This is a genomic window from Fructilactobacillus sp. Tb1 (assembly GCF_050500285.1).
GTDB lineage: Bacteria > Bacillota > Bacilli > Lactobacillales > Lactobacillaceae > Fructilactobacillus.
In genome coordinates this window covers 1,472,055-1,496,176 of the sequence record NZ_CP191377.1, presented here as the reverse complement: position 1 = coordinate 1,496,176, position 24,122 = coordinate 1,472,055, and the positions used below count along the sequence as shown (strand labels likewise).

Below are 24,122 nucleotides of genomic sequence, written 5' to 3'. Positions count from 1 at the left end.
CTCCTAATTTTTATTCAGCAAACTCACTTAAATATTCCCAACGTGCAACTAATTCATCTGATTCTTTATTTAAATCATCTAATTTACGTTGTAATTCAGCTAATTTGTTGTAGTCATCGCCATAATTTTGCATATCTGCAGAAACTTCAGCAATTTCATTTTCATTCTTTTCAATTTTAGCTTCAATGCCATCATATTCAAGCTTTTCTGCATAGGTAAGTTTGGTCTTTTCTTTCTTCTCGACTGGCTTAACTTCTACTGTTTTACTTGCTTTCTTATGATTGTTTTCAGCTGGGTGTGCGTCTTCTTTTTTACTCTTAAGATAATCGGTAAAAATACCAGTATATCTTTCAATTTTGGCGTTTCCGTCAAAGATTAAGAGTCGGTCGGCTACTTTATCCAAGAAGTAACGATCATGGGAAACGGTAATGGTAGTTCCATTGAAGTGCTTGATGTAATCTTCAAGAACAGTTAATGTCGCAATATCAAGGTTATTAGTTGGTTCATCTAAAAGTAAGACGTTTGGTTGTTCCATCAATAACTTAAGCAAATAAAGACGCCGTTTTTCTCCACCTGATAATTTACGAATCAAAGTTCCATGCATGAACTTTGGAAATAGGAATTGTTCCAACAAATTAGTAACACTAATCTTATTTCCATCAGCATCAACGACATTTTGACCAATATCAGTTAAATAGCTAATTACCCGTTTATCATCTGGGATTGGTTCCATTTGTTGCGTATAATAGGCCATTTTAACGGTTTCACCAATTTCAATTGATCCACCTTGAATTGGTAAAATTCCAGCAATAGCATTTAATAGAGATGATTTCCCGGCCCCATTTTCACCACTGATTCCAATTCGTTGACCATTTTGAATTAATAAACTGAAATCTTTTAAGATTGGATTGTTTGCAATTTCGAGATCAACATGGTTAATCTCAATAACTTTTTTACCAAGTCTTTGTTGCCCCATAGCAATATCAAGTTCACCATCGACTGGTGTACCTTCTTTAACTTTGTCTTCAAGTTGGTTGAAACGTTCAATACGAGCATTTTGCTTGGTTGAACGGGCTTTTGCCCCAGCTTTCATCCATTTAAGTTCTTGTTTATATAATTGCTGTTCTTTATGACTAGTAGCTAATTGTTCATCAACTAATTCTGCCTTTTTAGCAACATAATCTTGATAATTACCCGGATATTCATATAAACCACCAAATGACAATTCCCAAATATGATTTGAAACTTGATCTAAGAAATAACGGTCATGAGTAACAACAATCAATGATCCCTTATATTTAGATAAATATTGTTCCAACCATTCAATGGAATCAAAATCCAAATGGTTAGTAGGTTCATCAAGTAACAATAAATCTGGTGATTGAATTAATACTTGAGCTAACCCAACCCGTTTTTGCTGACCCCCAGACATTGAACCAATCTTTTGATCCATGTCATTGATCTTTAATTGGGTCAAAATTGTCTTTACACGGCTTTCAGTATTCCATGCATCATCTTCATTCATTTTGGCTTCAGCGTCCAAATAACGGCGTTCAAAGTCCTTATTATCCGGATGGTTAGAATAATCATTCAATGCATCTTCATAATGACGAATAACCTTAAATACTTTTTGGTTCCCAGCAAATACGGATTCCATTACAGTCATATCTTCTGGTAATTCTGGATGTTGTTTTAAATAACCAATTCGATATGCTTTTGAAGTTATGATTTCACCAGTTACATCATGATCAATGCCGGCGATGGTATTAAGTAATGATGATTTACCACTACCATTAGTTCCAATTAACCCAATTCGGTCGTTTTCATTAATAATGAAATCTAAATCTTTAAATAGAACTTTTTCACCATAAGTTTTTGTTAATTTTTCTGCTCGTAAAGTTTCTACCATGACTACCTCAGTTTTCTTTTACTAATTCATTGGCTTTAGTAATTAATGTAGCTTCATCATTTTCAATTTCACCATTAATTACCATCAATTCTAAATCATTTAATACTTTACCTAATTGGGGACCTGGTTTAAATCCACTTTTAATCAGTATGCCACCATTAGCATTTAACTCAGATTTATTTTTAATTGGTAATTGCTGATAAGCATCTTGCAAATCATCTGCTTTAAATGCTTTATCATAAATTTCCATAACTTGATTGGCATTTAAAAGATTATCAATACCTACCTGGTAGATGGTCAACGGAATTAATTGCTGATTTTGTAACATTTTAATTCCTGTCACAACATGTAAAACATCTTCAATCATTTTATTAGAGCATTTCCAAGACTTCATCATTTTTCTAATTTGATTATGGTCAAGATTTAATTCAGTCGCAAATAAAGCCCAAACTTGAATTTCATTTTCAAGTTTGCCATTTAAATTTAGTTTTGCAATTGCTTCAATTTCTGTAATATATTGATTAAAAAATGGAACATACTTAAATAAATCGGTATCTAGCATTTCCTGAAGACCACGTGATGGAGCAATTCCTAGCATCATTTTAACGAATTCAACATTAATACGCTCAATCGCAATTTTTTCTAATAAGTGACTATTGGTTTTAATTGCATTAAAAGTTTTATCTTCAATACTGAAGTTTAATTGACTCCCAAAACGAACCGCACGCATCATACGTAAAGCGTCTTCATTGAAGCGTTGACTAGCATCACCAACTGCACGAATTAGATGATTGTGCAAATCTGTCATTCCGTCAAATAAATCAATTACTTCACCATTCTCTTTCATAGCAAAAGCATTAATCGTAAAATCACGACGTTTTAAATCCTCTTTTAAAGAGCGAATAAATGTCACTTTGTCCGGACGACGAAAATCTTGATAGCCACTTTCAGTTCTAAAAGTAGTTATTTCAAATCCTTTATGGTCAAACATTACCGTAACAGTACCATGTTCAATTCCAGTATCAATTGTCCGTTTAAAAATTTTTTTAATTTCTTCTGGATAGGCAGAAGTTGCCATGTCAACATCATGAATTGACAATCCAAGTAAAGTATCTCGTACACTTCCACCAACAAAGTATGCTTCAAATCCATTCTGTTCAATTACTTGAAGGACTTTTCTGGCGTCAATAAATTCTGACGGCAAATTTTCAATTTTCAATTTATATCCCTCTTTCATTTGCTTATTAATATCATTATACATTAAAAAAACAGCCTAATAAATTAGACTGTTAATTTTATTTATCTAGATTCTAAATCTTCGAGCATGTAAACCATTTCTTCATCATCTGGAACTAATTTAACATATTGCTTCAATAAATCAATGGTTTCTTTTATCTCACCATTTTCACGAAGGAAAAGAATGTAATTTTTTAAGAAATCAGGATTATCATTCAAATCTACTGCTGCTTTTTTGTAATTTTCATTAGCTTGTTTAAAATCATCTAAATGATCATACGAAATAGCTAAATCCCAATATAGTTGTGGAACTAGATTGTTATCTGAAAGATATGATGATAAGAAATCAACATCTTTTTCAAATTTACCATCTTTAACGTAAATTTCTGAAAGTTTAGTAACAACTTCCATGTTATCAGGATTAACTTCATTTCCTTTTTCAAGGTATTTAATGGTAAGATCCATTTTACCTAATTTAGCTGCAATATCAGCTGCTTTTAGGTACAATGTGACGTTATATTCATCAACCCCTAAACCTTCTTGATAAGTACGTAAAGCTTCTTCTGGATTATCATCTTTTTCAAAAGCTTCTCCGAGGTAAATATATAGCGATGCATATTGATCATCTGAATCACGAAGCATTTCAAACATCTCAATAGCTTTTTTGTAATTTTCAAGTTGTAAATAAGTGAAACCAGTTTCAAATAAAACATCAGGTGTCATATCAATTGGTTTAATTTGTTCAAGGTAACCAATTGCATTTTCAAAATTACCAACGTGAGCATAACATACTCCTAGTCTTTCAACTAAGTTAACGTTTGAAATTGATAATTCACCTTGTTTAATCAAATTGAGGTAAATTTTAATAGCACTTTCATATTTACCATCTGAATAATAAAGTTCAGCTAAGGCAAATTTAATAATTGGTTCATCAGGTGCTAATTTTTCGGCTTCTAAAAGTTTGTGTTCACTTACAACAAATAAATCTTGGGTTTGATATAAATCAGCTTCGACCATTAAAGCGTTAATATAATATGATGAATCAGGCTTAATTTCATTAAGTACCGCTAAAGCACCATCGGTATCATCTTTAGCAATTAAAATATCAGCAATATAAGTTCTAATCTCATCTTCATCAGGATATTTTTTTAAAAGTTGACGATAAATTTTTAAAGCATCATCAGAAAAACCTAATGAATAAAGTTCTTCTGCTAATGAAAATAGCATATCATCATCATCTTGGACTAATGCATTTTTTAAATCAGTTTGATATTTCTCTAAATCATTGTTTTGTAATGCTTCTAAAGCTTTTTCTGAGTTACTCATAATAATTCTCCCTCCAACAAAAAAACCAGTCCGCATACGCGAACTGGTTCTGACCGTCAAAAATTATTTAACAGCTTCCTTTAAAGCTTTACCAGGTTTAAAGGCAGGTACTTTACTTGCAGGAATTTCAATTTCCTTACCAGTTTGTGGGTTACGTCCTTTACGGGCAGCACGTTGACGTACTTCGAAACTACCAAAACCGATTAATTGAACACGTTCGCCTTTAGCAAGTTGATCTTGGATTGCTTCAAATACAGCATCTAGGGCTGCAGTAGCATCTTTTTTAGTTAAACCAGTTGTTTTTGCAACGTCGTCTACTAGTTCTGCTTTGTTGGCCATGGGTGATTCACCTCCTGATAGGTATTCATAATATGAATACCAACTTGTAAGCTCCTAAAAATATGTATCGGAACTACGAAATAATACGAAGACTATCTCACATCTAAAGATATCACACCAAAAATGCGATTGCAACGCTATTTGTAATAATTATTTCAATAATTTCGATTTTTCATATTTAAGCTTTTATTACCTAATTATTTACGACTTCTAGGAATGATTCTGATTGGCGTACCAGTAAAATCAAAGTTTTTACGAATTTGATTTTCAAGGTATCGACGATATGAGAAATGTAGTAGTTCAGGGTCATTAACAAATAAGACAATTGCAGGTGGCATAGTAGCCACTTGAGTAGCGTAGTATATTCTAAGCTTACGAGTCTTAATTGTTGGAGTTGGTGTCATTGCCACAGCATCCATAATAACTTCGTTAAGAGCAGATGAACTAATCCGTTTCTTATGGTTCGTATTAACTTTTTCAATCAAATTAGGTAATTGTGCTAAACGTTGCTTAGTCTTAGCGGAAACAAAGATAATTGGTGCATATGCTAAATATTGAAATTCCGCTCTAATGGCAGCTTCAAATTGTTGTTGACTATGGTTATCTTTTTTAAGAGCATCCCATTTATTAACCACAATAATAACTCCACGACCAGCTTCATGAGCATATCCAGCAACACGTTTATCTTGTTCACGAATACCTTCTTCAGCATTAAGAACCACCAAAACTACATCACTTTCGTCAATAGCTTTCATCGCACGCATAACACTGTATTTTTCAGTTTTTTCGTAAACTTTACCACGTTTACGGATACCAGCAGTATCCACAATCGTAAATTCTTGTCCATCGTGGACAAATTTAGAATCAATAGCGTCACGGGTAGTTCCAGCAACGTCAGAAACGATGACACGGTTATCACCTAAAAAGGCATTAACCAATGATGATTTACCAACGTTAGGTCTACCAATTAAACTAAAGCGGATACTGTCATCTTTAGGTGCTTCTGGTGCTTCTGGGAAGTTTTTAATAACTTCATCAAGCATATCCCCTAATCCTAAACCATGAGCACCAGAAATTGGATATGGATCCCCAAATCCTAATGAATAAAAATCATAAATATCAGCACGACTTTCGAAGTTATCAATTTTATTAACAGCTAGAACAACTGGTTTATTTGAACGGTACAAAATTTGTGCAACTCGTTCATCTGCATCAGTGATTCCTTGACGACCATTAACCATAAAAATAATAACATCTGCTTCATCAATCGCAATTTCAGCCTGTGCTGTAATTTGCTTGATGAAAGGTTGATCAGATACTTCAATACCACCAGTATCGATTAAATTGAAGTTATGTCCAAGCCATTCTCCATGAGAATAAATTCGATCTCGAGTTACACCTGGAGTATCTTCAACGATTGAAATTCTTTGTCCGGCAATTCTATTAAAAATTGTTGATTTTCCTACATTAGGACGACCAACAATTGCAACTGTAGGTTGTGCCATATTATTCACCTCTCCTTCTAAAATAAAAAAATCCTTCAAATTAATGAAGGATTTTTTTATGAAAAACTATTCTTCTGAATCGTTATCAATGTCTTTTCCTAAAATATCACCTAAAGTGAAACCACTTTCTTCTTCAGGAGCATTTGCAGTTGAGTTATCGTCAACGTTGTTTTTAGGAGCCTTCTTGTTATCTTCTTGTGGAGCTTCTTCAAGGGCTTTCATTGATAAAGCTAAACGGTGTTCTTCAGGATCAACTGAAAGAACTTTAACTTGAATCTTTTGACCAGATTTAAGTACATCGCTTGGTTTGTCAATATGCTTGTGTGAAATTTGTGAGATGTGAACTAAACCTTCAACACCTGGGAAAACTTCAACAAAGGCACCAAAGTCAACAAGACGTCTAACAGTACCGTCTAATACACTACCAACGGCAGCTTTTTCTTCGATATTGTCCCAAGGACCTGGTTGTAATTGTTTGATTGATAGTGAGATTCTGTCACGTTCTGGTTCAATTGCAAGAACCTTAACTTTAACATCTTCACCAACTTTAAGAACATCACTTGGTTTGCTTACGTGATCGTAAGAAATTTCAGAAACGTGAACTAATCCATCAATTCCACCAAGATCAACGAATGCACCAAAGTTAGTTAAACGAGCAACTTTACCTTCAACTACATCGCCAACTTTAAGGTTACCCATGATTTTTTCTCTTGCTTCTTTACGATCTTTTTCAGCAACAGCACGGTGTGAAAGGATAAGACGATTGTCTTCAGGTACAACTTCAACAATCTTAACTTCTAATTCTTCACCTTTGTATTGGTTTAAATCACTAACAAAATGGTCAGTGATCATTGATGCTGGAATAAATCCACGAACACCATCAGCGTTAACTACTAAACCACCACGTACAGGACGGGTAACTTTAACGTTAATATTTTCACCTTTATCAGCTTTTTCTTTAATTTCATCCCAAACTTTAAGTGCTTCGAGACGACGGATTGAAAGAAGGTAACTTCCACCTTCTTTATCATCACCGATTTTTGAGACAACAACGACTTTAACTTCGTCTCCAACTTTGTATTTATCAGTTGGGTTGTCTTCCATAGTAGCAGAAATTTCTTTGCGTGGGATTACACCTTCAACACCAGCGCCTTCAATACCTACCATTAATTGTGAATCGTTATCTACGGCTAAAATTTCACCGTTAACAACGTCACCTACATTGACTTGTTTAATATTATCAAGTGCATCTAATAATTGTTTGTTTTCATTTTCACTCATCAAACATTTCCTCCTTGAAACTACTCTAGTATCATTTTATCTTAAATGAACACAAAATGCCAGTAAAATAACACCGTTGTATTAATTAATTTTTGTTTGTTTTTAATTTTTCTTCAATTAAATCAGATATTTCATCCACAACTTGATTAATTGACAAGGAGGTTGTATCAATTTCAACGGCATCCTTCGCCTTTTCTAAAGGTGATACTTTACGATGAGAATCTTTGTAATCACGAAGTTCAATCTCTTTTTCAAGTTGTTCAAGAGTTACATCAATTCCATTTTTTTGATTTTCTAAATAACGACGTTCTGCACGTTCTTTTACACTAGCAATTAAAAAGACCTTTAAATCTGCATTTGGAAGGACTGTTGTCCCAATATCGCGTCCATCCATCACTACTCCACCGTCTTTGGCAATATCTTGTTGACGTTTAACCAAATCATGTCTAACAACTGGTAAGGCAGCAACAGTTGAAACATTATTAGTAACTTTTTCTGATCTAATTTTTTCCGTAACTTCTTCACCATCAACAAAAACATGTTGTACTGGGTTACCTGGAGTGAATGAAATTGCAGTCTTTTTTAATAAATCCCCAATCTTATTTTCATCATTCAAATCAATACCATCTTGAATAGCCTTATACGTAATTGAACGATACATTGCCCCAGTATCAACATAAATATAGTTAAAATTTTTAGCTACTATTTTAGCTACGGTACTTTTTCCAGCAGAAGCGGGTCCATCAATTGCTACTTGTAATCCATTTTTGTGCATATTATTTATCAATCCTTATATTTATTTAATTCTCAAAGTTTGGCCTGGTTTAATAACACTATTATCATTTAATCCATTCAAAGATTGTAGTTGACTAACACTAATTCCAGCATTAGTTGCAACACGATAAATTCCTTCACTTTGATTAACAGTTATGTATTTTGAAGCGTCGTTTGATGAATTATTACTACTGTTAGAGCTGGCAGTAGTATTAGTACTAGTGTTTTGATTACTTTGGCTAGCGTTATTTTGTGATGAATTATCATCACTACTACTTTGGCTGGTAGTTGTTTGGCTAGGTTGAGAAGCTTGAGTTGTATCATCGCTACTTTCAGCAGTACTTGAGCTATCTTTTTTAGACTTTTTTACTGATTCACTATCAGTCTTTTTTTTATCTTTTTTTGGCTTAGTTTTATCAGCCTTTTTAGTAACTTTTTTTGAACTAGTAGTTTGTTGAATGCTACTTTGTTTAGACATTCCAAAAGCAAGGGAAAAAATTGCAATTAACGCAACAATTGAGATTAATACAGCCAAAATAAGCTTAAAATTTCCCTTTTGCTTTCTTAATTTAACTCTTGAAAGATTTCCTTGTTCATCACGGTCATCTGAAAAAGAATCATCCCAGGGTTTTTTGTCTTCATTTTTATCCATAGTAAATAAATCCTCCAATAAATATTTATTTCAATTATATCATTTAAAGTTTTTAAAATAATCGATTAATAATCATTTTCCAATTCAAGGATGTAATCTTAGTTTTTTTAACATCATAGTTATAAGGTTCTAGCTTAATTTCAGAATGTTGGATGTTACAACATTTCTCATCATGTTCATTAAAAGTTTCATCAAAATTAGCCAATAAAAATTTACGACGACATCCGTCACAATTAATATAATCTACCAATTTATACAATTCCCTCAGTTTCAAATTACTATCATCTTTAAAAATCTGTTTAATTTGATTAATTGAATAACCATGATGAGTATAAAAATCTAGTAGTCTCTTAACTTGTTCATCTAGATAATTAAATTTACGGTGGGTGTAATTTTCATAATCGCGTTCGGTTGGAATTGAATGGTCCAGCAAATTCTTAGTAAGTTGTTCATCACCTGGTGAATAGAGCAAAATAGCAATACTAGGCTGTCCATTTCTTCCAGCACGACCAATTTCTTGAGTATAGCTTTCCAAATCTTGTGGTAAATGATAATGAATTACATACTTAATATCCGCTTTATCAATTCCCATTCCAAAAGCGTTAGTGGCACAAATTACATCCAATTCATTATCCATAAATTGATGCTGAATTTTAAAACGGTCTTCGTTACCTAAGTCCGCATGATACGGTGCGGACTTTAAATTTGTCTCAGAGTTAATCATTTCCGACATCAAATTAGCCATCCGTTTACTTGAAAAGTAAATAATTCCCGGCCCCTTTAAAATTTTTAAAGTATCCATCAAATACTTTTGCTTATCTAATTCATTTTCAGTTTGATGAACACCTAAAAAAATATTAGGTCGATTTACTGATTCAATTATTCTTTCACAATTTGTTAAACCAAGTCTATTAATAATATCATTTTGAACTTTTTTTGAAGCTGTAGCGGTTAACATTAACACTTGTGGATGGCCTAAGTGTTTAATATCATTTTTTAAACTTAGATAATCTGGTCTAAAGTCGACCCCCCATTTGGAAATGCAATGGGCTTCATCAATTACAAATAATCCTAAGTCTAACCTAGCTAGTTGATTCAATACATCATTTTGATTAAGCATTTCTGGAGAGATAAAAATATAACGATATTGATTAATCGTAGATAGGATATTATTTCGTTCTTTCCAATCTCTTTCAGAGTTAAGTGCAATTACTTTTTCATGACCAAGATAACGAATTCGTTCTACTTGATCATTCATTAATGATAGTAATGGGGAAACAATCAAAATTGGTTTATTAACCAAATAACTATAGATTTGATAAATCAAGCTTTTCCCGGCACCAGTTGGAAGTACTGATAACACATTTTTGCCATCTTCTAAAGCGGTGATTGTTTCTAATTGACCTGGACGAAATTCATCAAATCCAAATTTATCTTTTAATAATTTATGTTCATTCATCTTATTACTTACCTATTTCTAATTTGGTTAAATAAATTTCACTAAGACGAAATTGAAAAAAAGAAAGTCTTTGTTTATCAATATCGGATAAACTTTCATATTTCCAACTATCAATATTTTTGCCTAAATTTGCCGTTAACTGATCAGTTATTTGTTTAGTAATAAAATCTTGGTACGGAAACTTATTAATTCCAGAATAAATTGCAACTTCCAATAGATGTTCATAAATCGTTGATTCTTTTAATCTACGTCGTTTAGCAACCATAGACAAATCATGACAGCTTAAGTATTGGTTAACGGTTAGTAATGCGCTTTCGCTAACTAACGTACGATTTAACCCATTTAATAACGGCTTAAGCACTGATTGTTCTTGATTACTAACAATATTAATTAATTTGCTTAAATTAGTTAAATCGCTTAAGGAAATTGCAATCAATGATTTATTTAAGTCAGCAGCAATTTGAAATAACGTCTTTCCATTATTTTGATACCCTACCAATTCATTAGCAAACAAATCAGCATCTGAATCATCTAAAGAATTTAAAAATTCTACTAATTCATTTTTCAATGAAATTCCAACATTTTCACGATTAATAGTTTTAAAATAGTGTTTCACATAATTCATTTCAGCATCTGGAACTTTAACTGGATAATAATTTCGTTCATGATGTTCAAATTCAGAAATAACTTGAACAAATAGCAACAACCGATATTTAAATCTAACTAAATTATAGTTTTGAAAATTATGCTGCCATTGTGGAGATTGACTGTCTAACAATTGAGCTTTTAAATTCATTCCCGTTTTAGTTAATAAATATTCATCATCTGTTTTTTTAACTAATTTTTGTTTTATCAATGAACTTAAATGTAATTCGCTAATATCTAAATAACGACCTAATCCTAAATAACCAAGTAATTGATAGCGTAAAGCCCAATAAAGGGTAGCAACTGTTTTTTTACCACCCAATAAATTCTCTAATAATCGCTTTCGTCTTGGTTGTTTATCATTTAGTAAAATAATCGCTAATTCTTCGTTTAGTTTCATGACATCCGCCAATCCATTTTTAATCGTTGACTAATTCAAACAAATCTCTGATTTCACGTTTTCTTAAAGCACGAAATTGTCCAACTTCAAGACCATCGGCTGTAATACCCGCAAATGAAATCCGTTTAAGCTTTTCCACTGGATGACCAACAGCACTCATCATTTTCTTAACCTCATGATTACGACCTTCATGAATAGTTAATTCAACTAAGGCATTTCCTTCTTCTTCCCCAACTTTTTTAAGTACACGGGCGTCAGCAGGAGCACTCTTAAGATTCCGTTCTAATTTAACCCCTTTTTTAAGCTGATTAATGTCTTTTTCATCAGGGATTCCATCTACCTTAGCTACATAAACTTTATCAACTTGATGTTTGGGATGGGTCAATTTAAAATCCAATGAACCATCGTTAGTCATCAATAAGACACCACTAGTATCATAATCAAGTCGTCCAACTGGATAGATGCGTTCTTCAACTTTGTGTTTGAAGATATCTAAGACAGTTTTACGATCTTTTTCATCATCAGATGAGGTAATCACTCCACGAGGTTTATTCAATACAAAATATACTAATTCTTCTTGTTGAATTGGTGTATGGTCAACTTCAATGCGATCACTAGCATCTACCTTAACACCTAAAGTATTCACAACTTTTCCATTTACGCGTACGTGTCCCGTCTCAATTAGCTTTTCACAAGCTCGTCGAGAAGCAACTCCTGCATGCGCCATTACTTTTTGCAGTCTCTCACTCATTATTTTCCCTCATTTTCTAATAAACCGATACTTTGATTAAACATATCTTCTCTATCCTTACTTAATACATCATGTTCTTCTAATTCAGGTAATTGTTTTAAATCACTCAAGCCAAATGCTTTCAAAAATAGATCAGTAGTTTTATATAACGCTGGAGTTCCAGGTTCATCTGCTTGTCCGCTTTCTACAATCAACCCTAAGTTCAACAAATTACGAATGGAAACAGAACTGTTAATCCCCCGAATTTCATCTACTGTAATTCTGGTCATCGGTTGTTTATAAGCAACGATCGTTAATGTTTCTAACGCTGCTTGACTTAATAAACTTTCATCCGTTTTAGCGTATTTTTGGACTAAATTATCATATTCAATTCTAGTTACTAACTGAAATGAATCTCCATTTTGTAAAATTTCTAAAGCTGATTTTCGTTTATTATATTCCGTTTGTAATTTAATTACATTTTCTCTAACTGCTGCCTTAGAAGCAGTAGTTATTTTTTCTAATTCTTTAATTGTGATTCCTTTATCCCCGGAAACATAAATCAAAGCTTCAATTTCGTTAATCAGCATAACCTAAACACCCTTTATGGTAATGTCATCACAAATACCAAGTTGAACCACATAAATCGTTTTTTGCTTAACTAACGTTAATAACGCTAGAAAATCAGTAATTAACTCTTCAAGTGGGGCATCATTGGTAAATAAATCTAAAAAGTTAATTTCATTTTTGCCACTATTTTTTAATTTGTTTTTAATTATTTCAATTTGATTAGGAATTTCATAATTCCATTCACTAATTTTTTCAACCGGAATATCTTTTGCAACCGATCGACGACGCATAACTTTTTTCCATGCATTTTCTAGTAAATTGATTTGAAATTCACCATCTTCAATGGAAATTTCAGCTTTATTAATATATAACTCACGGGAATGTAACTGATTTCGTTCCCGTTCTTTCTGCTTTAACTGATTAGCAGCACGCTTATATTTTTTATATTCAATTAATTGTGCAACTAAATCTTCACGTGGATCTTCTTCATCATCTTGGTCAGTTTCTTCTGCTAATAATAACTGAGACTTAATTTTCATTAAATTAGCTGCCATCACAAAAAAATCACCAGCAATTTCAATATTTAGTTTCTTCATCTTATTCAAAGAATCAACATATTGAGCGGTAATATCCTTGATATCAATATCATAAATATCCATTTTAGATTGCTTAATTAAATGTAATAGTAATTCTAGGGGACCATCAAAATCATTCAGATGAATTTTAATTTCATCGTTGTTCATTATTACGCTCCCATTTCATAATGATATTTTTAGTTATTAAAGTTCCTACAATTTGTTTATTAGGATAAATTTTTTGTAAGTTATCTAACACATGAAAAACATTAAACATCGTGTTTACATCAGGAGTCAACGTTATCCTACGTAATAGTACAAAATCATCCTTTTCTTCAACTCCGATTACACCAGCCCAATTGTTAAACTGATCTTTCCAAATGAAGAGTGAACGTCCCTCTGATGAACAATACCAATTAATTTCTTGTTTTAGGTATTCTAAATTACTTCGATTTTGTGATAAAGATAAAATCCCTAACACAATCTTTTCATAATCCTTTTGATATCGGTATAACATAGTAAGTTACCTTTCTAAGCACGCGGATGATATTTTCGATATTCTTGACGTAAATGTTCATGCGACACATGGGTGTAGATTTGAGTAGTTGAAATATCAGAATGGCCTAATAATTCCTGAACAGTTCTTAAATCAGCACCATTTTCTAATAAGTGAGTGGCAAAAGTATGTCGCAATGTATGTGGGGTAACATCTTTATGGATATCAGCTGCTGCCACATAGCCCTTAATTTTTTTCCAAACACTTTGACGACTGATTCCTGAACCATGCGCATTTAAAAATACGTATTTTGAGGTCCTTTTCTTTAATAAAACTGGCCTAACTTCATTTAAATACTTATTTAACCAATTGATTGCGACATCATCAATGGGAACAATTCGTTCTTTATCCCCTTTACCAATGGTTTGAATTAAATTCATTTCCAAATGTAAATCAGCTAATTTTAAATTAACTAATTCAGAAACCCTTAATCCAGTTGCATATAGAACCTCTAACATGGTTCGATCACGAATTCCATATTTATCCGTAACATTTGGAATGCTCATTAATCTAGTAACTTCACTATCATTTAAAACAGCTGGTAAATGAGAGCCTTTTTTCGGTGTATCAATGCGATTCATTGGATTTTCATCAATCTTATTAAATCTTTTTAGATATTGAAAAAATTTACGTAGCGTTGATACTAACCTAATAATAGAATTTCTAGCTTTTCCAGCATTCTTTTCAAATTCTAAATAGCTTAAAATTGTATATTGATCTATACTAGCAAAATTTTCATAATGGTTATCATCTAAATAATTCTTAAATTGCTTTAAATCCTGTTGATAGCTTTTAATTGAATTATCAGATAATCCCCGTTCTACTAATAAATAATGTAAATAATCATTGATTTGATCTTGCATTTAATCACCACTATTTGATCAATTTAATCCCATTTTCTTCTTTTTCAACTAATCTGTGTTTTAGCAAATTACCTAATGCACGTTTAAATTGACCCTTACTAATTCCAAAGTAATTCTTAATATCTTCAGGATCACTTTTATCATTATAAGGTAAGAAGTTTTCTGGTTTCATTTCTAGAATTCGTTTAATCATTTCAGCATCTTCACCAATTGATTCATAGGCGCGAGGACGCAATGACAAATAAAAGGTCTTATTTGGCCGAATATCAATTACCCGTGCTGTTAATTTTTGACCTAATCGTGGTTCTTGTTCTTGTTCAGATTTATCAATGAAACCTAAGTTATAGTGATCAGTAATTACTTGTGTACCCATTTTTTTAGTTCTAATTACCCAACAGGTCACATCTCTATTTTTCATCTTAGGATCATTAACTGGTTGTGAAATAGCTTTAAAGACCTTGTCATCGGCTAATTCACCCCATAAACGACCCTTGTTATCTTTTTTGATAGCAATCATTAATTCATCACCAACATCTGGCCAGAGTTGCTTCATATCAGGAAGATCATCTATTGATACAGCTACATCTTTATCAGGTAAACCAATATCAACGAAAACCCCTAATCCAAATTTTTTACCAACAACTTTCCCCCAAGAAAAACTATCAATTCCAACTTCTGGAATTTCACGAGTGATTCTTTCCACATGCTTTTCATTTTCATAGGCAAATCCAGTGAAATGAGCACCAATTTTTAAAGGTTTCTTTAATTCACTCTTGTCTAATGAATAAGTAATTCCATCTTTTTGGATAAAATATTCCTTATCATTTTCATCTGTTACGGTACCAGTAATTATTCTTCCATTATCTTCATTCATAACATCCACCAACTTTTCTATCGTTCTATTTACTAATACTCTTATTATAGCAAATAAAAAGACATCCGACTAAAATCGGATGTCTTTCTAAGATTAATTTAAATTAAGCGTTTTTTGATTGGTTACCTGCGTAAACCATACCACGACGGGCATCAACAGTAACTAAAGCACCGTTTTTAATACTCTTAGTAGCATCGTTAGCTGCAACGATTACTGGAATGTTCAATGAAATTCCAACAACGGCTGCATATGAAGTTAAACCACCGTTTTCAACAACGATTGCGCTAGCTTTCTTCATAGCTGGTAAGTATTCTTTGTTAGTATCTTTAACAACTAATACACTACCATCAACAGTGTTATCGTTAGCTTCTTTTGCATTATCTGCAACGACAGCTTTACCAATAACAGTTTGGTCGCCAACACCTTGACCTTGAGCTAATTTAGTACCAATTAATTGAACACGGATTGTGTTAGTAGTACCTTCATCACCTAAAGGAACACCAGTAGTAATGATGATTTGGTCGCCTTCTTTAGCCATACCAGTTTCAACTGCTTTAGCCATAGCAAGGTTAATCATTTCATCTGCTGATGCAGGTTTGTTAACAAGAATAGGGTTAACAGCATAGTTTACAGTTAAACCACGACGTACACGATCATCAAAAGTAAGAGCCAAAATGTTAGCATTTGGATGGTACTTAGAAATCATACGTGCAGTGTAACCAGAACCAGTAGCACAAACGATAGTTTGAATGTCCATATCTTTAGCAATACGGGCAACTGATTCACCAAGAGCTTCAGTAACGTCACTGTCATTAAATACAGGACGTGGAGTACCGAATTCTTGGAAATGGTCATCAGCAACTTCATCAATACGAGCCATCATTGCAACAGAAGCAACTGGGTAGTCACCGTGAGCACTTTCACCTGAAAGCATAGTTGCATCAGTACCATCGTAAACAGCATTAGCAACATCAGATACTTCGGCACGAGTTGGACGAGGTTCTTCTTGCATTGAGTCTAACATTTGTGTAGCAGTGATAACTGGTTTACCAGCTTCATTACACATCTTGATAAGACGTTTTTGTGCAGTAGGAACGTTTTCTGGTGGAATTTCAACACCCATGTCACCACGAGCAATCATTAAACCATCAGAAACTTTAAGAATTTCAGCGAAGTTATCAATACCTTCTTGTGATTCAATCTTAGGGAATACTTGAATATCAGTCATACCTTTTTCTTCAAGTAAAGCACGAATATCTAAGATATCTTGAGGTTTACGAACAAATGAAGCAGCGATGTAGTTGATTCCTTGTTCACAACCAAAACGAATATCATCAGAATCTTTTTCTGTGATACCTGGTAAGTTGATTGATACACCAGGTGCGTTAACACCTTTACGTGAACCAAGTACACCATCATTCATGATTTCACAAACTAATTCATGGTTCTTAGCGTCCTTATCGATAACTTTTGCATCAAGCAAACCATCATCAAATAAAACATGTCCGCCAACTTGAACATCATCGTATAAGCCTGGGTAAGTAACGGCAATTTTGTCTTTAGTACCTTCAAGGCTATCATCCATAGAAATGTTGAACTTGTCGCCAATCTTGAATTGGATTTCACCATCTACTTCTTTAGTAGTTCTGATTTCAGCACCTTTAGTATCAAGTAAAATACCAGCGAGCTTACCAGTCTTCTTTTCAGCCTCTTTAACCATGTTCATACGTGATAAGTGTTCTTCATGATCTCCGTGTGAAAAGTTGAAACGAAACACATTGGCACCTGAGTTTAATAATGCAGAAATAGTATCTACATCATTAGCAGCGGGTCCAAGTGTACTTACGATTTTTGTTCTTTTCATAAGTTAAAACCTCTCCTTTTTGTGTAAATTAAGCAATGCTTAACTTGCCTAATAATTAGATTTCAAAGTAATTGTAACACTTTTAGAATATGTTGTCTGTATCTAATCTCGAAAACTATTGCACAACTATATTATCATTACCAAATAGTAATTTAAGTTGATCTATTAACCGTGAATTAATGGTTACGTCGTACTGCTTTGGTAAAATACTTTCTTTTGCTAGTTTAACTTGATACAAAACTACTTTTTCATTTCCATGATGCTGTATTAAAATCGTTTTGAGTTGCTTAGAAACTTGTGCTGAATCATGTTGTTCGTCAATTCTTAAATACAATTTACGTTGTTTTTTCTCATCATGTACAACATTAGCTGCAATTTGAATTCTATCCGCTACAATTTGCAATCCCCGCCGTTCTTGCACACTACCATTCACAGTTATTACAATATTAGGCTTCAACCAACTACTGATAAGCCGGTAAACATTAGGGAAAATAGTAATATCAACATCTCCAAATTCATCACTAGCCGTGATAAAAGCCATTTGATCTCCCTTTTTAGTACGAATCGTTTTAATGTGATTAACTAATAAAATCGAGCTGATATCCTTTTGTCCGTCAGCTAATTCAGAGGTATGCAACGAGTGTAATTGTTGATGTAAATCACGATAGCGTTCTACAGGATGACCTGATAGATAAGTTCCAAGATATTCATTTTCAAAATTAATCTTTTCCCATTGCGGAAAATCCTCTTTTTTCTGAATTTTAACTTGCATTCCTGGAATATCGGAAAATAAACTATCTGGAATATCTGATGAACTAATTAATTTAGGAATTGCTTCAATCATTTCGCGACGATTATATTCAAATTGGTCAAAACAACCAGCATAAACTAAAGCCGCCAATTGATCTTCTTTTCTGAATTTTTCATCAATTCGGTTAATAAAATCATTTAATCCTTTAAATGGTCCGTTTTGGTCTCTTTCAGCTAAAATAGCCTTAATAAAATCGGAACGAACCCCTTTAATAACAGTAAATCCAAATCTGATGGTCTTATCTGAATAGGTAAACTCAGACTCACTTTGATTAATGTTTGGACCTTCGACCTTAATTTTTTCATCTTTGGCTTCTTGCACATAGGTTTTGATTTTAACTTTATTTCCAAGCACTGAATTTAAAAGTGCAGTATAGAATGGGCCAGGATAATGGGCCTTTAGATATGCTAATTCAAAAGCCATTTTGCTATAGGCAAAAGCATGTGATTTATTGAATCCGTAGCTAGCAAAACGTTCAATATAATCAAATGTTGTTTCTGCAACCTGTTTTGAATATCTGTTCTTTAAAGCTCCAGCAATGAAACTTTCTTTCATTGCTTCCATTTCATTCTTATGCTTTTTACTCATCGCACGCCGCAAAACATCGGCTTGTCCAAGGGTAAAACCAGCCATCGTTGAGGCTAATTGCATAACTTGTTCTTGATAAACAATAATTCCAAACGTAGATCCTAAAATTTTAGCAATTGCCCCATTAGGATAATTTACTTCATTCGGGTGATTTTTCCGTTGGATGAATTTATCAATATTTTCCATAGGACCTGGACGATACAAAGCATTTACAGCTGCAATTAAATCAAAATTAGTGGGATGCATCTTTCTCAAAACATTCTTAATTCCAGTTGATTCGAATTGAAAAACACCATTAGTTTGTCCATTTTGAAATAGTTTCAAAGTTTTTGGGTCATTTAAATTGATTTTAGTTATATCAAATTTAGGATCAATTTGTTGATGGACCATATTTAAAATGTTGGCCATAATTGATAAATTACGAAGACCTAGAAAATCAATTTTCAATAAACCAACATCTTCAACGTAATATTTAGAATATTGCGTCATTAACAATCCCTCATTACCAGGTTGCAATGGTGATTTTTTTACGATGGGCTGATCACTTAAAATTAATCCCGCTGCATGGGTTGAATAATGACGAGGTAATCCCTCTAAATCAGTGGCTGTATCAAACAACAGTTTATTAATTGGCTGATCTGCAATGATATTCTTTAAACTTTGTGATTCATCTAATGCACGTTTGAGAGTTTCATGAATATGTGTTGGAATTGCTTTACTCCAGGCATTCATTTCAAGTGGTGACATGCCAAACACCCGACCAACATCTCGGATTGATTGCTTAGCACCTAAAGTTCCAAATGTAATAATCTGGGCAACATGTTCATCACCATATTTATCGTGAACATAGTTTAAAATTTGATCACGTTTATCATCTGGGATATCAATATCAATATCAGGCATTTGAGCACGCTCTTCATTTAAGAAACGTTCAAACAATAAATCATATTTAATTGGATCAACATCTGTAATATACAAAGTGTATGCCACAATTGAACCAGCAGCAGAACCACGACCTGGCCCAGTTAAAATGTCATGATTGTGAGCAAAATTAATTACATCCCACACAATTAAGAAATAATCATCAAAACCCATACGACTAATAACTTCTAATTCACGTTTTAATCTAGCTAAGTAAATTTGATAATTAGCATCGGTATCTTTCAATCTGGTCTGAAGTCCTTTTAAACAAAGGCTAGCTAAATATTCTGCGGATGATTGACCATTAGGCGTTTCAAATTTAGGTAATTGTGGCTGTTGTTTTTCAATTTGTACATTACAATTTTCAACGATATATTCATTTTCATTGAGGATATCAGTTAGACCCAAATTTGTGTATTGGTGCTCAATATCTTCCCGATTTTCTAACCATTGACTTCCTAATTCTTGCCGTTCAGCTTCAGGATCGTCCATTACATTTCCATTTTCAATTGATTTCAAAACCTTGGTATTGAACAATTCACTTGCTTTTAAATAATCAACTTCATTTAACGCAATCATCTTAGTATTAGTATCATTAGCCAGCATTTTTACATCATCTAATTTATCTGGTTTATTAGTTACCCCAAGACGAACAGAGTCTTTGTCGCTTAATTCATTAATTTTATCAAGCCCTTGTTTAGCTTGATCAAGTTTGTCATAGTTAATCAAATTAGTTATTTCACTACTAGTTGGAAGTAAAACAAATAAATCAGCTAAGTATTCTTTATAATCATCAAGCGCTAAAACGTTATCTGCCTTCATTGCTTTAGTAGAAATTTCCATCAAATTTTGATAGCCATGATTATTTTTTGCTAATAAAACTAATTTAAAATCATGTTCAGTTAGAAATTCACCCTTCACCGTTAAAGTAAGACCAATAATTGGTTTAATACCGTGTGCATTAGCTTCTTTATAAAAAGCCACTGCTCCATACATAACATTTTCATCAGTTAATGCTAATGATTGGTATCCTCGTTTTTTTACGGTATCAATCATTTGTGGTAGTGTATTTGGGCTTTGCAATAAACTATAAGAGCTAATATTTTGTAACGGTACATATGCCATCTTTATCCACTACCTTTCGTTTTTTGATAATTCTATTATAACAAACAAATATTTATTTAAAGAATTAGGAACTCTTAATTGAAATTATTTCACATAGTGTTAAACTACTATTTAAGTAAGGGAGTGTACATATAATGAAAACTATCGCTGCAAACTTAACAACCCTTTTCTGGGGGATCGTATACGGAGAAGTTATTGGTTATATTGGATCAGCCTTGGTCCAAGCTACTTTCACTAAAACAATTGCTATTCAAGTAGCCATTGTTGGTGCAATAATTGCTTTAGTTGGAATCAACTTATTTAAATTAGTAATGAAACCTTAAGAAAAAGCATCTACCACAGTAGATGCTTTTTTATTATGCAAATGTAAATGGATCAGTTGATAGCTTAGAAGCGATAACTTCAAACTTCCAATTGTTTTCTTGTTTCCATGATACAAACAATTCTTTTAATTTTAACTTACAAATACTTTCAACGTGATGTCCAGGATCAATTGCCATTAATCCTTCAGCAAGCATATCTTGAGAGGTATGATAATACAAATCACCAGTGAAATAAACGTCTGCATTAGCTTTAATTGCAGCAGGATAGAATTTACCACCACTTCCACCTAGCAAAGCAACTCGTTTAACTAACTTGTTAGGATTATCCGTCACCATGCGTAATCCTTGTAACCTAAAGATATCTTTACAATTTTCCGCAAGTTGTTTAAAAGTCATTGCTTCAGATAATTCACCAACACGACCTAAATAATGAGCTTCTCCATTGATGTTTGTGTCATGCAAAATCATTCCAGATACATTATTTAAACCAATTGCATCTGCCAACCAATCATTCATTCCGCCATTAGCATTATCTAAATTGGTATGTGCTGCATAAACAGTAATATCATGCTTTAAAATTTCAGCGTACATCTTATTTTGGGGATTACTTAAGTCAAGGTTTTTGGCCGGACGAAACATTACCGGATGATGAGCAAAGATAAAGTTCACGTCATTATCAATAGCTTCCTGCACAGTTTCAGGACGAACATCAAGGGTCGTCATCATTTTTTTGATTTCAGCGTGTTTATCTCCAATTTGAAATCCAGTTGGATCTCCGTCTTCACGAAGTGAGAGTGGCGCAAATTGTTCAAAACGATTAATAAATTCATTAACGGTTGTCATCTAAAACACCTTCAATTTCTGTAATCATGGTTTTAGTTTTGCTAATTTTTGTTGCTGGATGAGATTTTGAATTTACTAATTTATCCAAAATAAAACGATTCTTAGCTAGTTTTTCATTCCATTTATCTCTAAAGGTTGCAGTTTTATTTTGTAATAATAGCGGGCCAAAATCTAATTCCTCACGCGTATATGAAACCGGATGATTAACATATTCAGCCCTAAACATTTCATAGAAATGTCCGGCATCATAAACGATATCTTCACCCGTAATTTCATATTGATGATTAGCTAACCATTTTCGCAAGGTATTTTCATCAACATTAGCTTGTAATACTAACACTGGATGATTAGTTAATTTAGCCTTACCACGTTCTAAAATGTCAGTAATTAGTTCGCCACCCATTCCGGCAATTGTAATTGTATCAACATGATCAGATGGTTCAATCACAGCTAATCCATTACCTAACCGTGCTTCCATGACATGGGAAAGATTTTGACTAATAATTTCTGATTGAGCATTTTTAAATGGTCCATCGACCACTTCACCAGCAATAGCATGTTTAATTAAACCTTGTTCAAGTAAATATGCTGGCAAATAAGCATGATCTGAACCAATATCAGCGACGTTGTTAGATTTAGGAACTAAATCAGCTACTGCTTGCATTCTTTTCGAAAGGTGTTTTGCGTCCATAAATAACTCCTTTTTCTCAATAAAAAAAGAGACCAAAAGTCTCTTTTTATTTTTAATTAATCTAAGAAATCTTTTAATTGTTTACTTCTTGATGGATGACGAAGTTTTCTCAAAGCCTTAGCTTCAATTTGTCTGATACGTTCACGAGTAACACCAAACACTTTACCAACTTCTTCAAGGGTTCTAGTACGTCCGTCATCAAGTCCAAAACGTAATCTAAGTACATTTTCTTCACGATCAGTAAGTGTATCTAAAACGCCTTCTAGTTGTTCTTTAAGTAATTCATATGAAGCATGTTCTTCTGGAGAAGTAGCATCTTTATCTTCAATGAAATCACCCAAATGAGAATCATCTTCTTCACCAATTGGTGTTTCCAATGAAACTGGTTCTTGAGAAATCTTCAAAATATTTCTAACTTTTGAAGTTGGCATATCCATTTCAGCCCCAATTTCAGAAGGAAGTGGTTCACGACCTAAGTCTTGAAGTAATTGACGTTGTACACGAATCAATTTGTTGATAGTTTCAACCATGTGAACTGGAATACGAATAGTTCTAGCTTGGTCAGCAATGGCACGTGTAATGGCTTGTCTAATCCACCAAGTAGCGTAAGTTGAGAATTTGAACCCTTTACGGTAATCAAATTTTTCAACGGCCTTCATTAGACCCATGTTACCTTCTTGAATTAAATCAAGGAATTGCATACCTCGTCCAACGTAACGTTTAGCAATTGAAACAACCAAACGCAAGTTAGCTTCTGCTAATTCTTGTTTAGCTGATTCGTCACCTTCTTCAATTCTTAAAGCTAATTGAACTTCTTGATCAGCAGTAAGAAGAGGAACACGACCAATTTCTTTCAAGTACATTCTAACTGGGTCATTGATTTTAACCCCTTTTGAACTTGAGGCATTCTTTAGTTCTTTTTGGGTAACTTTTTTAGCAGCTTTAAGCGCACGTGGATCTGGTTCACCATTAGCATCAACAATACTAATTCCATCGTCTTCAACTTGTTCAAGGACTTTTTCCATTTGCTTTTTATCTAAGCTAAATGGAACTTGAAGTTCCTGTTCAAGTAGTTCATATGTGATATGACCAATCTTTTTGTTTTTCTTAACTAAAGAACGATAAACTTTTTTAAATCCTTTATCGTCGAACTCTTTCTTAAGTTCTTTAGTAGTTCTTTCACGATTAGCTTCGGTTTTGCTTTTTGCTTCGGGAGTTGATTTTTTTATTTCTTTTTTCTTGCTTGCTTCGTTTTCTGCCAT

Annotated in this window: 22 protein-coding genes; 1 reads left to right on the top strand and 21 read right to left on the bottom strand. The window is 33.1% G+C overall.

The window, feature by feature from the left end; all coding sequences use genetic code 11:
• Positions 1-10 precede the first annotated feature (10 nt).
• The 18 genes from ACQW5G_RS07715 to dnaE all read right to left on the bottom strand — a co-directional run bounded on the left by ACQW5G_RS07715 (position 11) and on the right by dnaE (position 21,003).
• Positions 11-1,909 carry an ABC-F family ATP-binding cassette domain-containing protein gene (locus ACQW5G_RS07715; protein WP_429970879.1) on the bottom strand — a complete coding sequence of 633 codons (1,899 nt, stop codon included), beginning with the start codon at positions 1,907-1,909 and terminating at the stop codon, positions 11-13.
• Between the two features lie 7 nt (positions 1,910-1,916).
• Entirely contained in the window at positions 1,917-3,128 is a 1,212-nt protein-coding gene (locus tag ACQW5G_RS07710; RefSeq protein ID WP_429970878.1) for a CCA tRNA nucleotidyltransferase, read from the bottom strand.
• 80 nt (positions 3,129-3,208) lie between these two features.
• Positions 3,209-4,471, bottom strand: coding sequence for a tetratricopeptide repeat protein (locus tag ACQW5G_RS07705; RefSeq protein ID WP_429970877.1), 1,263 nt, complete (start codon positions 4,469-4,471; stop codon positions 3,209-3,211).
• Between the two features lie 63 nt (positions 4,472-4,534).
• Positions 4,535-4,810 carry an HU family DNA-binding protein gene (locus ACQW5G_RS07700; RefSeq protein ID WP_429970876.1) on the bottom strand — a complete coding sequence of 92 codons (276 nt, stop codon included), beginning with the start codon at positions 4,808-4,810 and terminating at the stop codon, positions 4,535-4,537.
• Positions 4,811-5,007: 197 nt separating this feature from the next.
• Positions 5,008-6,315, bottom strand: coding sequence for a ribosome biogenesis GTPase Der (der, locus tag ACQW5G_RS07695; protein ID WP_429970875.1), 1,308 nt, complete (start codon positions 6,313-6,315; stop codon positions 5,008-5,010).
• A 66-nt stretch (positions 6,316-6,381) separates the two neighbouring features.
• The gene (gene rpsA / locus ACQW5G_RS07690) at positions 6,382-7,596 is read right to left on the bottom strand and encodes a 30S ribosomal protein S1 (protein ID WP_429970874.1); all 1,215 of its coding nucleotides are present in this window, start codon (positions 7,594-7,596) and stop codon (positions 6,382-6,384) included.
• 85 nt (positions 7,597-7,681) lie between these two features.
• Entirely contained in the window at positions 7,682-8,371 is a 690-nt protein-coding gene (gene cmk, locus ACQW5G_RS07685; RefSeq protein ID WP_429970873.1) for a (d)CMP kinase, read from the bottom strand.
• Between the two features lie 21 nt (positions 8,372-8,392).
• Positions 8,393-9,022 carry a LysM peptidoglycan-binding domain-containing protein gene (locus ACQW5G_RS07680; protein WP_429970872.1) on the bottom strand — a complete coding sequence of 210 codons (630 nt, stop codon included), beginning with the start codon at positions 9,020-9,022 and terminating at the stop codon, positions 8,393-8,395.
• Between the two features lie 52 nt (positions 9,023-9,074).
• On the bottom strand, positions 9,075-10,481 hold the full coding sequence (locus ACQW5G_RS07675) for a RecQ family ATP-dependent DNA helicase (RefSeq protein ID WP_429970871.1): 1,407 nt from the start codon (positions 10,479-10,481) through the stop codon (positions 9,075-9,077).
• 4 nt (positions 10,482-10,485) lie between these two features.
• Entirely contained in the window at positions 10,486-11,526 is a 1,041-nt protein-coding gene (locus ACQW5G_RS07670) for a helix-turn-helix domain-containing protein (RefSeq protein ID WP_429970870.1), read from the bottom strand.
• A gap of 19 nt (positions 11,527-11,545) precedes the next feature.
• Positions 11,546-12,277: a pseudouridine synthase gene (locus ACQW5G_RS07665; protein WP_429970869.1), complete on the bottom strand. Its 732-nt coding sequence runs from the start codon at positions 12,275-12,277 to the stop codon at positions 11,546-11,548.
• On the bottom strand, positions 12,277-12,846 hold the full coding sequence (scpB, locus tag ACQW5G_RS07660) for an SMC-Scp complex subunit ScpB (protein ID WP_429970868.1): 570 nt from the start codon (positions 12,844-12,846) through the stop codon (positions 12,277-12,279). The genes ACQW5G_RS07665 and scpB overlap by 1 nt, the downstream gene beginning before the upstream one ends.
• 3 nt (positions 12,847-12,849) lie before the next feature.
• Entirely contained in the window at positions 12,850-13,569 is a 720-nt protein-coding gene (locus ACQW5G_RS07655; RefSeq protein WP_429970867.1) for a segregation and condensation protein A, read from the bottom strand.
• On the bottom strand, positions 13,556-13,918 hold the full coding sequence (locus ACQW5G_RS07650; protein WP_429970866.1) for a riboflavin biosynthesis protein RibT: 363 nt from the start codon (positions 13,916-13,918) through the stop codon (positions 13,556-13,558). The genes ACQW5G_RS07655 and ACQW5G_RS07650 overlap by 14 nt, the downstream gene beginning before the upstream one ends.
• Positions 13,919-13,932: 14 nt before the next feature.
• Complete coding sequence (gene xerD / locus ACQW5G_RS07645; RefSeq protein ID WP_429970865.1) at positions 13,933-14,820, bottom strand: site-specific tyrosine recombinase XerD; 888 nt, start codon at positions 14,818-14,820, stop codon at positions 13,933-13,935.
• A gap of 10 nt (positions 14,821-14,830) precedes the next feature.
• The gene (locus ACQW5G_RS07640; protein WP_429970864.1) at positions 14,831-15,694 is read right to left on the bottom strand and encodes a CvfB family protein; all 864 of its coding nucleotides are present in this window, start codon (positions 15,692-15,694) and stop codon (positions 14,831-14,833) included.
• 103 nt (positions 15,695-15,797) lie between these two features.
• Positions 15,798-17,558 (bottom strand): pyruvate kinase, encoded by a 1,761-nt coding sequence (pyk, locus tag ACQW5G_RS07635; RefSeq protein WP_429970863.1) that lies wholly within the window; start codon positions 17,556-17,558, stop codon positions 15,798-15,800.
• Positions 17,559-17,673: 115 nt separating this feature from the next.
• Entirely contained in the window at positions 17,674-21,003 is a 3,330-nt protein-coding gene (gene dnaE, locus ACQW5G_RS07630; protein ID WP_429970862.1) for a DNA polymerase III subunit alpha, read from the bottom strand.
• Positions 21,004-21,137: 134 nt separating this feature from the next.
• Between dnaE and ACQW5G_RS07625 the strand changes: the two genes are divergently transcribed.
• The gene (locus tag ACQW5G_RS07625) at positions 21,138-21,326 is read left to right on the top strand and encodes a DUF2929 family protein (protein WP_429970861.1); all 189 of its coding nucleotides are present in this window, start codon (positions 21,138-21,140) and stop codon (positions 21,324-21,326) included.
• A 33-nt stretch (positions 21,327-21,359) separates the two neighbouring features.
• Here ACQW5G_RS07625 and ACQW5G_RS07620 read toward each other — a convergent pair whose 3' ends face one another.
• From ACQW5G_RS07620 to rpoD, 3 genes are read right to left on the bottom strand one after another with little or no spacing between them, the layout of a single operon-like run.
• Complete coding sequence (locus ACQW5G_RS07620) at positions 21,360-22,169, bottom strand: Nif3-like dinuclear metal center hexameric protein (RefSeq protein ID WP_429970860.1); 810 nt, start codon at positions 22,167-22,169, stop codon at positions 21,360-21,362.
• Complete coding sequence (locus ACQW5G_RS07615) at positions 22,156-22,860, bottom strand: tRNA (adenine(22)-N(1))-methyltransferase (protein WP_429970859.1); 705 nt, start codon at positions 22,858-22,860, stop codon at positions 22,156-22,158. The genes ACQW5G_RS07620 and ACQW5G_RS07615 overlap by 14 nt, the downstream gene beginning before the upstream one ends.
• 56 nt (positions 22,861-22,916) lie before the next feature.
• On the bottom strand, positions 22,917-24,122 hold the full coding sequence (gene rpoD, locus ACQW5G_RS07610; RefSeq protein WP_429970858.1) for an RNA polymerase sigma factor RpoD: 1,206 nt from the start codon (positions 24,120-24,122) through the stop codon (positions 22,917-22,919).

What these genes read in the sequence shown, in the direction of transcription:
- ACQW5G_RS07665 (WP_429970869.1), bottom strand. Translation starts at nt 12,277, where the DNA reads ATGAGTGAGAGACTGCAAAAAGTAATGGCGCATGCAGGAGTTGCTTCT.
- ACQW5G_RS07680 (WP_429970872.1), bottom strand. Translation starts at nt 9,022, where the DNA reads ATGGATAAAAATGAAGACAAAAAACCCTGGGATGATTCTTTTTCAGAT.
- ACQW5G_RS07650 (WP_429970866.1), bottom strand. Translation starts at nt 13,918, where the DNA reads ATGTTATACCGATATCAAAAGGATTATGAAAAGATTGTGTTAGGGATT.
- ACQW5G_RS07700 (WP_429970876.1), bottom strand. Translation starts at nt 4,810, where the DNA reads ATGGCCAACAAAGCAGAACTAGTAGACGACGTTGCAAAAACAACTGGT.
- ACQW5G_RS07620 (WP_429970860.1), bottom strand. Translation starts at nt 22,169, where the DNA reads ATGACAACCGTTAATGAATTTATTAATCGTTTTGAACAATTTGCGCCA.
- cmk (WP_429970873.1), bottom strand. Translation starts at nt 8,371, where the DNA reads ATGCACAAAAATGGATTACAAGTAGCAATTGATGGACCCGCTTCTGCT.
- rpoD (WP_429970858.1), bottom strand. Translation starts at nt 24,122, where the DNA reads ATGGCAGAAAACGAAGCAAGCAAGAAAAAAGAAATAAAAAAATCAACT.
- der (WP_429970875.1), bottom strand. Translation starts at nt 6,315, where the DNA reads ATGGCACAACCTACAGTTGCAATTGTTGGTCGTCCTAATGTAGGAAAA.
- ACQW5G_RS07675 (WP_429970871.1), bottom strand. Translation starts at nt 10,481, where the DNA reads ATGAATGAACATAAATTATTAAAAGATAAATTTGGATTTGATGAATTT.
- ACQW5G_RS07640 (WP_429970864.1), bottom strand. Translation starts at nt 15,694, where the DNA reads ATGAATGAAGATAATGGAAGAATAATTACTGGTACCGTAACAGATGAA.
- rpsA (WP_429970874.1), bottom strand. Translation starts at nt 7,596, where the DNA reads ATGAGTGAAAATGAAAACAAACAATTATTAGATGCACTTGATAATATT.
- ACQW5G_RS07655 (WP_429970867.1), bottom strand. Translation starts at nt 13,569, where the DNA reads ATGAACAACGATGAAATTAAAATTCATCTGAATGATTTTGATGGTCCC.
- ACQW5G_RS07670 (WP_429970870.1), bottom strand. Translation starts at nt 11,526, where the DNA reads ATGAAACTAAACGAAGAATTAGCGATTATTTTACTAAATGATAAACAA.
- pyk (WP_429970863.1), bottom strand. Translation starts at nt 17,558, where the DNA reads ATGAAAAGAACAAAAATCGTAAGTACACTTGGACCCGCTGCTAATGAT.
- scpB (WP_429970868.1), bottom strand. Translation starts at nt 12,846, where the DNA reads ATGCTGATTAACGAAATTGAAGCTTTGATTTATGTTTCCGGGGATAAA.
- ACQW5G_RS07705 (WP_429970877.1), bottom strand. Translation starts at nt 4,471, where the DNA reads ATGAGTAACTCAGAAAAAGCTTTAGAAGCATTACAAAACAATGATTTA.
- ACQW5G_RS07715 (WP_429970879.1), bottom strand. Translation starts at nt 1,909, where the DNA reads ATGGTAGAAACTTTACGAGCAGAAAAATTAACAAAAACTTATGGTGAA.
- xerD (WP_429970865.1), bottom strand. Translation starts at nt 14,820, where the DNA reads ATGCAAGATCAAATCAATGATTATTTACATTATTTATTAGTAGAACGG.
- ACQW5G_RS07625 (WP_429970861.1), top strand. Translation starts at nt 21,138, where the DNA reads ATGAAAACTATCGCTGCAAACTTAACAACCCTTTTCTGGGGGATCGTA.
- ACQW5G_RS07615 (WP_429970859.1), bottom strand. Translation starts at nt 22,860, where the DNA reads ATGGACGCAAAACACCTTTCGAAAAGAATGCAAGCAGTAGCTGATTTA.
- dnaE (WP_429970862.1), bottom strand. Translation starts at nt 21,003, where the DNA reads ATGGCATATGTACCGTTACAAAATATTAGCTCTTATAGTTTATTGCAA.